The organism is Sphingobacterium sp. Lzh-3 (genome assembly GCF_046764375.1).
Classification (GTDB): Bacteria; Bacteroidota; Bacteroidia; order Sphingobacteriales; family Sphingobacteriaceae; genus Sphingobacterium.
This window is the reverse complement of sequence record NZ_CP177226.1, coordinates 4,974,400-4,987,413: the sequence shown is the minus strand read 5'-3', so window position 1 is coordinate 4,987,413 and position 13,014 is coordinate 4,974,400. Positions and strand designations below refer to the sequence as shown.

Annotated in this window: 11 protein-coding genes; 2 read left to right on the top strand and 9 right to left on the bottom strand. The window is 39.0% G+C overall.

From position 1 onward, the window contains the following. Nucleotides 1-61 precede the first annotated feature (61 nt). A complete protein-coding gene (locus tag ACLCDV_RS21005) occupies nucleotides 62-973 on the bottom strand; it encodes a LysR family transcriptional regulator (RefSeq protein ID WP_411972166.1) in 912 nt (303 codons plus the stop codon). Nucleotides 974-1,114: 141 nt separating this feature from the next. On the opposite strand from ACLCDV_RS21005, the gene ACLCDV_RS21000 reads away from it, so the two are divergent. Continuing rightward, nucleotides 1,115-1,828, top strand: a complete 714-nt coding sequence (locus tag ACLCDV_RS21000) for a class I SAM-dependent methyltransferase (RefSeq protein WP_336834894.1) — start codon at nucleotides 1,115-1,117, stop codon at nucleotides 1,826-1,828. Nucleotides 1,829-2,125: 297 nt separating this feature from the next. Here the strand turns inward: ACLCDV_RS21000 and ACLCDV_RS20995 are convergent, their stop codons facing one another. From ACLCDV_RS20995 to ACLCDV_RS20985, 3 genes are read right to left on the bottom strand one after another with little or no spacing between them, the layout of a single operon-like run. Next, complete coding sequence (locus ACLCDV_RS20995; RefSeq protein ID WP_153847724.1) at nucleotides 2,126-2,581, bottom strand: NUDIX domain-containing protein; 456 nt, start codon at nucleotides 2,579-2,581, stop codon at nucleotides 2,126-2,128. A 38-nt stretch (nucleotides 2,582-2,619) separates the two neighbouring features. Next, nucleotides 2,620-3,366, bottom strand: coding sequence for a hypothetical protein (locus tag ACLCDV_RS20990; RefSeq protein WP_120333371.1), 747 nt, complete (start codon nucleotides 3,364-3,366; stop codon nucleotides 2,620-2,622). A gap of 52 nt (nucleotides 3,367-3,418) precedes the next feature. Further along, on the bottom strand, nucleotides 3,419-4,609 hold the full coding sequence (locus tag ACLCDV_RS20985; protein ID WP_411972165.1) for a DEAD/DEAH box helicase: 1,191 nt from the start codon (nucleotides 4,607-4,609) through the stop codon (nucleotides 3,419-3,421). Between the two features lie 227 nt (nucleotides 4,610-4,836). Between ACLCDV_RS20985 and ACLCDV_RS20980 the strand changes: the two genes are divergently transcribed. Next, nucleotides 4,837-7,251, top strand: a complete 2,415-nt coding sequence (locus ACLCDV_RS20980; protein WP_411972164.1) for a thiamine pyrophosphate-dependent enzyme — start codon at nucleotides 4,837-4,839, stop codon at nucleotides 7,249-7,251. 62 nt (nucleotides 7,252-7,313) lie between these two features. Here the strand turns inward: ACLCDV_RS20980 and ACLCDV_RS20975 are convergent, their stop codons facing one another. The 5 genes from ACLCDV_RS20975 to ACLCDV_RS20955 all read right to left on the bottom strand — a co-directional run bounded on the left by ACLCDV_RS20975 (nucleotide 7,314) and on the right by ACLCDV_RS20955 (nucleotide 12,702). After that, nucleotides 7,314-8,168, bottom strand: coding sequence for an ROK family protein (locus tag ACLCDV_RS20975; RefSeq protein ID WP_153847720.1), 855 nt, complete (start codon nucleotides 8,166-8,168; stop codon nucleotides 7,314-7,316). Continuing rightward, nucleotides 8,155-9,261: a chorismate synthase gene (gene aroC, locus ACLCDV_RS20970; protein WP_075993987.1), complete on the bottom strand. Its 1,107-nt coding sequence runs from the start codon at nucleotides 9,259-9,261 to the stop codon at nucleotides 8,155-8,157. The genes ACLCDV_RS20975 and aroC overlap by 14 nt, the downstream gene beginning before the upstream one ends. 207 nt (nucleotides 9,262-9,468) lie before the next feature. Beyond that, entirely contained in the window at nucleotides 9,469-10,719 is a 1,251-nt protein-coding gene (aroA, locus tag ACLCDV_RS20965) for a 3-phosphoshikimate 1-carboxyvinyltransferase (RefSeq protein ID WP_411972163.1), read from the bottom strand. Beyond that, nucleotides 10,719-11,831: a chorismate mutase gene (locus tag ACLCDV_RS20960; protein WP_046671824.1), complete on the bottom strand. Its 1,113-nt coding sequence runs from the start codon at nucleotides 11,829-11,831 to the stop codon at nucleotides 10,719-10,721. The genes aroA and ACLCDV_RS20960 overlap by 1 nt, the downstream gene beginning before the upstream one ends. 46 nt (nucleotides 11,832-11,877) lie before the next feature. Then, nucleotides 11,878-12,702: a prephenate dehydratase gene (locus ACLCDV_RS20955; protein ID WP_046671823.1), complete on the bottom strand. Its 825-nt coding sequence runs from the start codon at nucleotides 12,700-12,702 to the stop codon at nucleotides 11,878-11,880. Nucleotides 12,703-13,014: the final 312 nt, after the last annotated feature.

The window sequence follows — 13,014 nt, the reverse complement described above, 5'->3', positions numbered from 1 at the left end:
AAAACGGAGTCAGCATGTTGCTGACTCCGTTTTTTATGCTGGAATTTCAATCGATGCCACTTTAGGACGCATTAAAATCAAGATACTCTTTCTGGATACAGGCGATAAATTCGCCTAATGCACTGTTTTTACTTTTTATATTAGAGACCAGGATCACTTCTGTTTTGCTATCCATATCTTCAAGCTTCATGATTTTTAGGTTTAAATGCGGGTATTGTTTGATGGTGGACGAAGGGACGACTGCCAGGCCCAAGCCTTGTGACACCAACTCAAGGATGGAAGACATCGAATTGCTCTGATGTACAATTTTGGGTTCAAAGCCCATGCGATTACAGATATTAATAACAAGTCGGTGGTATTCCGATGCGTATTTCTGATTGAAAGAAATGAAACTTTCATTAAAAAAGTTGATCGCATTAAATTCCACCTGTGACTGACCTACAATAACCATAGGGTCTTCGAAAAGGGGAGTGGTAAGCAATTCACTTGAATAAATTGGAGCACGCATAATACCCAGATCCAATTTTCCGTTTTCGAGCGCCAATTTTTGTTTCTGCGTCGATGTTTCGAAAAGACTAACTCTTAAGTATGGAAATTTCAATTGAATTTGCTTTAATACCGTAGCAAGCATTTTCTTAGGTGTCGAACTGATATAACCCAGTTTGAATTCTCCAGAGATATTGTTGTGGATCTGTTTGGTGATTGTTTTGCTGTGTTCGATATTCTGTAGGATCTCCACAACCTCCTCCAAAAAGTATTTACCTGCTTCTGTTAGCTCGACGCGTTTGTTGGTTCGGAAGAAAAGAATAACACCTAATTCGTCTTCTAGATCTTTAATCTGCCGGCTTAATGGTGGCTGGGACATAAATAAGCGTTCTGCTGCTCGGCCAAAATGAAGCTCCTCGGCTACTGTTTTGAAATAAATGAGATGTCGGATTTCCATCGATACTTTTTTGGTATGAATTGATGACAAAATAAATATTTTTAATGAATTCCAGTTAGTCCTACCTTTAAATTATTAAAAATTAATGGATGAAATACCGCCGACCAGACAGTGTAAGATACTGCTGTGCGGGGGAATCTATCTGAACTTTAGGGAATAAACAATTTACAAATGAACAAAGCGACGCTACAAGAGATTGAAACACGGTTTGACAATGATGTCGAGCGGTTCTCAAATTTAGAAACAGGGCAAGCAACCACATTGGATGCGGTATGGAACATGGAGCTTATTACGGACGCTATTGTCAGTCTTTATCCAAACGCTCAAAATATATTGGACATTGGATGCGGAGCTGGTAATTACGACGTAAAACTATTGCAAAAATTGAAGTCTAATCCAAATGTTAGTCTGTTGGACCTGAGCCAGCCTATGTTAAATAGAGCAAAGGAACGCGTTGGAAAATTAACCAACGGAGAAATTCAGTTGATTAAAGGTGACTTTCGTGCCGCAGCTTTAGAGGAAAACAAATTTGATGTCATTATCGCAACATCCGTTTTACATCATCTTCGAGATGATAAAGATTGGGAAAATGCGTTTAGCAAGCTGTTCCGCCTATTGAGAACGGGAGGAAGTCTGTGGATTTTTGATTTGATTGAGCAAAATAATGAACAGCTTCAAAAATTAATTTACAGGGAAAAATATGGTGAATACTTAACTAACCTGAAGGATGAGCAGTATCGTGATCATGTTTTTGACTATATCGAACATGAGGATACGCCAAGATCGCTGATCTATCAACTAAACTTATTGACACAAGTTGGCTTTAAAAATGTTGATGTTCTACACAAAAATCTTTGTTTTGCTTCTTATATGGGATTCAAATAAGGGCTGGAAAACGAGTGTCAAATAAATAAGGCGATACGGGGAGTATCGCCATAAAATCACACTAACTATTAAAAAACCTATAGGACTAGGAATTTACAAATTCAATAAACCAATGTATGCTCCATCCCACGCTTCTCTACTTTTATTCCTCGTCACATGCGAGATGTCAAATAAATAATAAAATGTAATTATTAAGGTCAATACTTTAAAAAAATCAAGTATTTCCATTGGTTTACGTAAAGATATGTCTTTATTTTTTAAATACAAATAAAAATGATGAAAATTGAAAAATTATTATTATTTGACTGTTTTTAAGAATTCTTCCCAGGCGATTTGATCTGTTTTGAAGGTCAAATCTTCCGTTAATACCGATTCAATTGGTACCCATCGAAAAGATTGGAGCTTATTATCTTCAGGTTTCTGATCAGGATCGAAATCAAAAGCTTTGGTAGTCGTTCTGATCTGAATAGCTGAGGTATTCTTTACCTGATAGTAAATCGATATGATTTGACTATCGTTAAAGCTTGATTTCTCATAAAAGTCTGTGGTGTAAATATGTTTAACCACAGCAATGTCAAAATCACATTCTTCCTGATACTCACGGATCAAAGCATCCAATAAGCCTTCCCCGTATTCTAAGCCCCCACCAGGGAATTTGGTAAATGAAACATTTTCCGTTCTTTCGTCGCTGATCAATACCTCTTGATTTTCATTGATCAATATTCCGTACACTCTTACGTTAAATGGAAACATGGGTTAATTATGTTTGTATATATTTAGTTTCTGTTTTTTTACAGTGGCATAAAACCATTGTCTACTGCAAATTCATCCAATCCGATATAGGAATAATGTCTGGGAAGAAACCAGCCTATTGCTTCCATGATATTGGTAAATTCTTTTTCAGTCCTGAATTGATTTGCAACGATATTGAATGCCAAATCTTGTGAAGCATTTTCTTCATCTTTATAATTACGGGCTAGGAGCATAACCTTTGTGTTCTTTACGCCATAATAATCCAAAAATTCACGTAATTGGGTGCGGACAGCCTGTGGAAGAATGGTCTCGGCAGGTTGCCCCACTAATATTTCTTCATCTTTGCCTATAATCGTTTGCTCATTTTTCTTAGAGAAAACACTATCATCTGTATAAAACTCTCCATTTAAAAAGTAGTTAACTAAGTCGCCATAGGTGAATACCCAATCAGGGTTTTCATTTTGTGTATTGATAGCAATTCCAAAACCTTTTGGCAACACGAAATCCTTTAGCCGATTTTTAATGACAAAAGCCTGAAAGTTCTGATCCTTCGGAACACTTTCGAGTTGAAAATAGGGAAATCCGTCAGGCCCAACAACCACTTCTGTTTCTGCTAATTTTAAGGTGCATTCAGCAATATTAGCCAGAAATATATCACGCCACTCTTCATCCCGCTCTTCAAAGGGAACTTCCATCAGGCTATTTATTATAATCGTTTTTTCAAGGTCTCCCAATCGATTATCATTCGCATTGTTGCTATCGTCAAATAAATGTATTGTATTCATCTCGGATTGTGATTTTTTGATTTGCTGGTAAAAGTAAAAGAATATTTATTAATTAACGACGTTTTCTTGATTTCGAAGCGCCTTTTCGTTGATTGTTTTGGCTACTGGAAAGCATTTTCTCCCAGCTCAATAAATAAGGATGTTGATCATCAATTTTAATTTGCCGTTTTAAGGATAACTGTAATTTTATCCACTTTTCATTGTCCTCTGCATCGCAAAAGGTAAACGCCTTTCCCGCCGCTTGGGAACGGCCTGTTCGCCCAATTCGATGCGTATAGAGCTCGGGGCTATCTGGAATCTCGTAGTTTATGATAGCCTCTAAGTCTGGAAAATCTACACCTCGCGCCAAGAGGTCTGTCGCAATTAATACACGTACCTCTTTTCGTCTGAACGTATCAATAATCTCTTCTCGTTTTTGCTGTGATTTATCGCCATATAATGCCGAGCAAGAAATGCCGTGTCGATCTAGATCTGTTGCGATCCGTTCGACTGCATGAACTGTTCGCGTGAAAACAATTACCTGCCGTGAAACACGGTTTTCAAGGAGATAACGGAGAAGATTCTTTTTATCATTTTTATCGACATAGAGTACAGATTCTTCTATTTGGCCTTTTTTGGCCTTTGCTTCTAGGTTGATCTCGACAGGGTTACTTAATCTCTTTCGAACAATTTTTTCGATTTCAACGGTTTTCGTTGCTGAACTGAAAATGGTTTGTCTCTCAGCGGGCAATGCGCCAATAATTTTATTGAGTTCTTTCGTGAAACCAAGATCCAACAATTGATCGAATTCATCGATCACCAATGTGTCTATCGTTTTTAGATCGATAATACCTTGTTCAATGAAATCCAACAAACGTCCAGGAGTAGCCAAGATCATCTGTGCATTTGGATAAACTTCAAGTTGACTTTCATAAGTACCCCCACCATAGAAACTAGCGATAGTCAAACCCATACCATCGATAAGGCCCGATATGCGCTGTTTGGTCTGTATACAGAGTTCCCGTGTAGGAAGAAGTATCAGGACCGATAAGTGGTCTGCGGTAATCTTGGTTCGTAAGCGCTGAATAATAGGGATGGCGAAAGCCTCCGTTTTTCCCGTGCCGGTTGGGGCAATCGCCAAACAGTCTCTACCTCCCAAAATGGCAGGGATCGCTATTTCTTGAATAGGTGTAAGCGAAGAAAGCTTTTGTTTTTCAAGATTAGCGACAAGGATTTTATCGAGTTTAAGTGCTGAAAAATTCAAAATAATGAATGTAAAACCCAAAAATAAAAATTAAAAAGGACAATGGTGTTTTTGCCCGCTTATAGGAATTAAAAATCTGTAAAAATTAGGATTTTTTGTCAAAAAGTACTAATTTGAGAAATTAGAATATTCTATTTCAAATCTGAGTTATTGATTATCAATTTATTTGATAAACACCAATTATATAGAATAATATTTTTGTTAAATTTGTTGAAACAAAAAAGAATATGTTTGATACTGCATTTGACCAAAACAATGAATCTATTTCCACTTTGAGCTTTGACGAGTTCAAAAAGATTATTGTGAATGATTATCGAACTGCCTTAGAAAGTCGTTACGTGAGTTTATTGGGACGTAAAGAAGTGCTTACAGGTAAGGCTAAGTTTGGTATTTTTGGCGATGGAAAAGAATTGGCACAAATCGCGATGGCTAAAGTTTTCAGAAATGGGGACTGGCGGTCGGGATATTACCGTGACCAAACATTTATATTTGCTTCTGGCATCAGTGATGTCTACCATTTTTTCTCTCAATTATATGCCCATCCCGATGTCGAGGCAGATCCTTCTTCTGCAGGAAGGCAAATGAACTGTCATTTTTCGACTCGTGTTGTTGACGACCAAGGGAACTGGTTGGATCAAATGGTTCAGAAAAACTCGTTTTCAGATATTTCGACCACCGGTGGTCAGATGGCAAGGTTGCTGGGCTTGGGCTTGGCTTCTAAGTTGTATAAGCAGAATAGAAATTTAGACTACCTATCTTATTTTTCAAATAAAGGAAATGAAGTTGCATTCTGTACTATCGGAAATGCAGCGACTTCTGAAGGTGTATTTTTTGAAGTTATTAATGCCGTAGGTGTTCATCAGATTCCAACGGTGATTTCTATTTGGGATGATGGATATGGGATATCTGTGCCCAATGAAATTCAAACAACAAAGGGAGATATCTCAGAAATCCTCAAAGGTTTTCAGAAGGAAGAACTGACAAACGGAATTGAGATATTCAAAGTGAGAGGATGGGATTATGCGGGTTTATGTGAAACGTACGAACAGGCTGCCCATATTGCTCGCGAGAAACATATTCCATGTTTGATTCATGTGACCGAATTGACGCAGCCTCAAGGACATTCTTCTTCAGGTTCACACGAACGGTATAAATCGCAAGAACGATTGCAATGGGAAACTGACTTCGATTGTATAGCGAAAATGAAAGAATGGATCTTAAGTTCTGGTATTGCTACCATAGCGGAATTGGATCAATTGGATCAACATGCCAAAGACCATGTTCGTCAAGAACAAAAACGAGCTTGGGCCGATTATATTAAAACGCTAAGCAACGAAGCTAGGGAAGCTATTGATTTACTTCAGGGCATTCCAAATGAGCGGGCTGATTTTGCGTCAAAGAAATTACAATCGATGGTTGAGCCTTCTTTGAAAGAGGTTTACGGCCAGGTTCGCAAGGTATTGCACGAGCTAAAAGGTCAGCATAGCGATGGGCGCCAGCAATTATTAAATTGGTATAAAGAGAAGCAGGAACTGAATGAGAAACGTTATAATTCAAAATTATTTACAGATGGTGTTGATTCACCTGCTCATGTGACGGTCGTACCTGCAGTCTACAGTGAAGAAGCTAAAGTGGTGGATGGACGTGAGGTTTTGAATCTATGTTTTGAAGAGAACTTTAGACGTGACGAAAGACTGTTAGCATTTGGAGAGGATGTCGGTAAGATTGGAGATGTAAATCAAGGTTTTGCAGGTTTACAAGAAAAGCTTGGTGCGCATCGTGTATTTGATACCGGTATTCGGGAGAATTCAATTATAGGAAAAGGACTGGGTTTGGCAATCCGTGGACTTCGTCCAATTGCTGAGATCCAATACCTGGATTACCTAATCTATGGTATTACGGTCGCAAGTGATGATTTGGCTAGTTTAAGTTACCGCACCTTTGCTGGTCAGAAAGCACCATTAATTATTCGTACACGGGGTCATCGATTGGAAGGTATATGGCATTCGGGCTCGCCTATGTCGGTAATTTTAGGATCCTTGAGAGGTTTGCATGTATGTGTGCCGCGTAATATGACACAGGCAGCGGGTATGTATAATACGCTGTTCCGCTCTGACGAACCGGCTATTGTTGTCGAATGTTTGAATGGGTATCGTCTAAAAGAGCGTCTACCAGAAAACGTTGGTGAATTTACGGTACCAATCGGTTATGCCGAATGTGTTAAAGAGGGAAGCGATATTACTGTAGTATCCTATGGTTCAACTTTACGTGTTGTTGAAGAAGCGGCCGTGGAACTGGAGCGCTTGGGGATATTCATCGAAATTATTGATGCACAGACATTGCAGCCTTTTGACAAAGGAAAACTTTGCGCCGAATCGCTGAAGAAAACAAATAAACTACTTATTGTAGATGAGGATGTGCCAGGTGGGGCTTCAGCTTTCATCTTACAAGAGATCTTAGAGAAGCAAAATGGCTACTATCTATTGGATAGTCAGCCGAGAACACTGACTGCAAAAGCACATCGCCCACCATATGGTTCCGACGGGGATTATTTCTCGAAGCCATCTTCTGACGATGTTGTCGAGACGGTGTATGCCATTATGAATGAAGCTAATCCAGAAAAATATCCATCTATGTTTTAATAGATGGATATCTTTTTTTGTTTGACTAAGCTAAGTATTCCAAAGAGGGATGATAGCTTTTCTTAATTGAATATACTCGCAGCACCAATCATAGCTGCTTTTTCACCAAGTATTGCGGTGTAAATCTGAAATCTTTCAAATTCTTTTCGGTCACCAATAAAAATAGGTAGGGCCTTAGCGATATTGCCACCGATGATAAATATTTCAGAAGAATGTTTCTCTGCGAAGAACTGCATAAAATCAAAGAGATGTTTAGCATATTCATCTTTGATAATTTGAAATTCCTCAGTTTCCCGATGATTATCTAAAATCTCCTTAAGTCCTGTAACATCTTTTCCTGCTACTTCTTTGAAACGCTTGACGAACCACCGTGTGACAAGAAATTCTTCGAAAATACAATCTTCATAAGGGCTGTTCCATAGGGCGGCATCAAAGGCCTTCTCACCTTTATTCCATACCGCAGATCCAAGTCCAGTACCCAACGTAATTCCTAATATCCGGTTGTTTGTTTGCAAGTTCTGTACGAATATTTCACCTTGTAGGAAGGCTGCTGCGTCATTGATAAAGTGAATAGACGTAGGCGAAAGTCCCAATTCTTCAGCTAAAAGAGTTTTGACATCTTTATTGTAAAGATTGTCATACTTGCTTTGTCCCTGTATTTTAGATATGCCATTTTCGTAGTCAAACGGTCCCGGCATGGCAATGCCGATGAACTGAATAGGAGCAGGAGAAGTGGCTATGATATCGCGTATAGCGGATGCCCAGGTTTGTAAAATCGTTTTAGCATCTCCTTGAGAAAAAACGTGGTTTCTGGCCACGTTTTCTAAGTATATATTCCATTGTTTTGTGTCAATGATACAGGCAGAAATATGTGTGCCTCCAATATCAACACCTACGACATAATTATCTTGCAGCATGTTTGTAACTTTGATTTTTAAGTAGATGATCCGCGATTACAAGTGCTGCCATAGCTTCCACAATAATTACTGCTCTCGAAACAACACAAGGGTCATGTCTTCCCTTGCCACTTGCAATCGCAGGGTTGCCATGGATATCCACTGTTTCTTGATCTCTCATGATAGTGGCAACAGGCTTAAATGCTACTTTAAAAGTAATATCCATACCATTTGAAATCCCTCCCTGAATCCCTCCAGAGAAGTTGGTATGTGTGTGCACTCGATTTAAATCATGGTCATCTGCTACAAATATATCATTATGTTCGGAACCTCGCAACTCCGAACCTGCAAAACCTGAACCATATTCAAAACCATGTACAGCATTGATGCTCATCATTGCTTTTGCAAGGTCTGCATGGAGCTTATCAAAGACCGGGTCGCCTAAACCAACAGGGACATGTCTGATGACAGCCGAAATACGTCCGCCAACGGTGTCACCCGCTTTTCTGACCGAGTCGATAAACTCAACCATTTCATTTGCTGTTGCTGGATCTGCACAACGTGCAATGTTCGCTTCCCGTAATTCAAGCAAAGCTTTTAGATCTTTGGTATCGACATTTGGTGCCTCGATAGTGCCTACCCCCGAAACGTGGGCAAAGATTTCTATGCCAAATTGATTCAGGAAGCTTTTTGCTACTGCACCTGCAGCAACACGGGCAGCGGTTTCCCTCGCCGAAGACCGTCCACCGCCTCGATAGTCACGGATACCATATTTCATCTGATAGGTGAAATCAGCATGGGAAGGTCTGAAGATATCTTTGATATGTGTGTAATCTTTCGAACGCTGGTCTTCATTTGGAATAACAATTGCTATTGGTGTTCCCGTTGATTTGCCTTCGAATACGCCAGATAAAATCTGTGCGGTATCACTTTCTTTTCTTTGTGTCGTGATCTTAGATTGACCTGGTTTACGTTTATCGAGTTCAGACTGGATAAATTCCTCGTCTATTGTTATATTTGAAGGGCAACCATCAATAATTACACCTATAGCTTTGCCGTGTGATTCGCCAAAAGTGCTAATTCTGAATAAATCGCCAAATGAATTTCCTGCCATAAAAATTAAATTTCAATAAACTTAGATAAATTTGCCTTTAAATGCAATTCTAAAGCACCAGACTGGCTACAAATTTATGAATCTGTAACTCGTATATGGCTTAATAGATTACATCACAATTTTTTGTCCCAGGCTAAAGGCTATCTGGGAGATTGAATAATAATAAAACAGAGATTAATGTTGATGTTAATCCCTGTTTTTAATATGTTAGTCAATTACAAAAGCTTGCGCTTGTAAATGTTTCCAAAAATCAGGATATGATTTTTCTACAACTTGCGGTTCAGCAATCTTGATTTGGTCAAAGGCTAAAGCCAGCGGTGCAAATGCCATCGCCATACGGTGATCCTCGTAAGTGTCGAAGGTCACATCTTCAGGCTGATATACCCCTGCTGTTTTCAGGTGATAGGTATCACCATCTTCGATCAATTCAGCACCGAACTTTGCGATTTCGGTCTGTAATGCAGCGATACGGTCGGTTTCCTTAATCTTTAAGGTTTCTAGGCCTGTAAAGGAAACATCACGTTTTAAAGCCGCTGCGACAACGACTACTGTTTGTGCGAGATCAGGACATTCTTTAAAGTCGAACAACGTTTTGTCTGAATTGATTTCTTTTTTATTTAAATGCAATCCATCCGATTCAAAGCTCGAATAAACACCAAAATGCGCCATAATGTCTGTGATGGCAATATCGCCCTGTAAACTATGTTGTCTTAGTCCTGGCAATACAATCGATGCAGTTGCGTCGGCTAGTGCTACAATAGCATACCAGTAGGATGCTGCGCTCCAATCTGGCTCGACATATATGGTTTGCTTTTCAAATTCTTGCGGTGCGATTTTAATCGCATTCTCCGTCCATTCGTGTTGGATCCCGACACTTTGAAGCATATCTAAGGTCATGGATACATAAGGTCTGGAAGTTAATTCGCCTTCAATCTCTAACGTAAGTCCCTTTTTTAATGCCGGAGCAATTAATAGCAGGGCCGATATGTATTGACTGCTGATATTTCCTTTGATCTTAACACGGTCTTTTCCTTGAAATAATCCACCTTCAATCTTCAAAGGAGGATACCCCGCCTTTTTTTCATAATGGATTTCGGCGCCAATTTCTTTCATGGCATCGACCAATATTCCGATTGGACGCTGTTGCATACGCTCTGTCCCCGTCAGGATAAAATTGCCTTTAACAAGGTTGAGGTAAGCTGTAAGGAAGCGCATTGCCGTTCCCGCAGGGCCTATGTCAATCGTATTATAACCGGGTTGCGGTTCTGATGCGATTTGCAATACGCGGTTTAGGGTAACCGTATCTGCAGCCTCAGAGAGGTTGGCTATTTCAACTTGTCCTTTACTCAGCGATTGGATAATAAGAGCACGGTTGCTCTCAGATTTTGAACCTGTGAGTTGGACCGTGCCCTGTATCTTTTTTGAAGGATGCGTCAGCGTGATGACTTGTTGATTCATTATGCTTCTGCTGTTGGTTGCTCCTGAGTATTCATGACCGCATTTTGTTTGCGGATAGATTCGTTGTGAATTAATTCCAGGAATTTCGTCGCAAATTCGCTACCCAAAGAAAGCGCTTCCGCTAATTTAGTGCGTTTTTGAACAATTTCATCCCAACGGTTAACTTGCAAAATTGTCACGTTGTTATCGCGTTTGTATTCGCCGATTTTCTCCGCTATTTTCATACGTTCACCAATTTTTTGGATGATCAAATCATCTAATTTGTCGATGTTGCTACGCAATTCTGCTAATTTATCTTCGAATGAAGGATTGTCAGAAGCTGCTTTACGTAACGTCAAGTGGTCGATCAACTCGGCCAATGCAGCTGGCGTTACTTGTTGTTTTGCGTCGGTCCAAGCGACAGATGGATCAATATGTGATTCGATAATCAATCCTTGCATATCCATATCCATTGCTTTTTGTGCGATGTATGGTAACAATTCGCGGTTTCCACAGATGTGGCTTGGGTCGTTGATGATCGGTAGATTAGGACAAGCAGTTTTTAACTGAATCGCTAAATCCCACATTGGTTCATTACGGAATGCTGTTTTCTCGTAAGAAGAGAAACCTCTATGGATAGCACCTAATTTTTTGATACCAGCACGGTTGATACGTTCCAATGCACCGATCCACAACGATAAATCTGGGTTTACAGGGTTTTTAACAAATACTGGAATATCTACACCTTGTAAAGCATCAGCAATTTCTTGTACGGTAAATGGATTGGCAGTTGAACGTGCACCTACCCATAGTACATCCACACCAGCAGCCAAAGCTTCTTCCACGTGTTTTGCTGTAGCAACTTCAGTAGCTGTTAATAAACCTGTTTCTTCTTTCGCTCTTTTCAACCACTCCAAACCAATTGAACCTATACCTTCAAATTCTCCCGGACGAGTACGTGGTTTCCAGATACCAGCACGTAAAATATTTACTTTTCCGGTATTTGCCAACAAATGCGCTGTTGATACCAGCTGCTCTTCTGTTTCTGCACTACAAGGGCCTGCGATAATTAAAGGTTTGTCTCCTGTGTCCAACCAAGATTTTAAAGGAGTGATGTCTAATGTATTTTTCATGTTAAGTTTGATTATCTATTTTAATATTGTATGCGTAAATTGTTAATTATAGTTTTTCGTTTTTGACATACTCGCCCATAATATTGAAATTGACACTATGTTTGAGTACTTTACGTATTGCTGCTTCGTAGTCTGTTTGTTTTTTCCATTCTACGTCAACGAAAAAATCATATTCATTGCGTTTTCCGATTACCGGCATTGACTGAATTTTGCTCAAGTTGATATTCTGTTCGGCAAAGCATTGTAAAATAGTCGCCAGAGATCCTACTGTATTTCCTGTTTGGAATGATAATGACGCTTTATTGGCATTCTTATGTTCGACAACCTCATTAGATAATACGAGGAAACGCGTTGCGTTCTTTTTATTGGTTTCGATTCTCTTTTCTAATATTTCAAGACCATAGATTTCAGCGGCCAATGTCCCAGCAATTGCAGCAGTATCCGTTAATTTTCGCTCCGCAATCATTTTCGCAGTTGCAGCGGTATCAGATCCCTCGGTTATACGTACACCTTCAAGTTCAGAAAGAAATTCTTCACATTGGCGAATGGCAATTGGATGCGATTCGATGTGTTTAATATCCTTTAATTTAACACCTGGCAATACCATGAGATTCTGTTGGATGTTTAGGTAAACTTCCCCAGTGATATGGAACTTGTAATCTCTTAATAAATTATAATTCGGTAATAGACTTCCCGCAATTGAATTTTCGATCGCCATAACGATATAGTCGACTTTTCTTTGCTTCAGCAATTCACAAGTTTTTTTAAATGAATCACATTCTACAATTTCAACTTCTCTTCCGAAAAATTTAAATGCGGCCTCTTCATGAAATGAAGCCTTTGCTCCCTGTATTGCAATTTTTAAACTCATTGTTTTTTTGTTCGCTATGTTGTCTCCAAAAAAAAGAGTCCCGATCATTTGAACCGGGACTCTTCTTGTTTGTATTTTTTATGATTTATACACAATCTAATCCCGGCTCTTATTTTTAAAATAAAAGAAGTTAAAATAGAAATATGTATATGTTCTGTTCATCCTGTTGTTGTTTGACATTTCAAATGTACGAATGTTTTTGAAATATCAAAGAAAAAAATAATTTTTTATTATAAATATTGAGTTAATTTCATGATTTTTTCACGTGTTTTTGTGTGGTTTTTTTTGATTAACTTTTAGTGGTTTATTTGT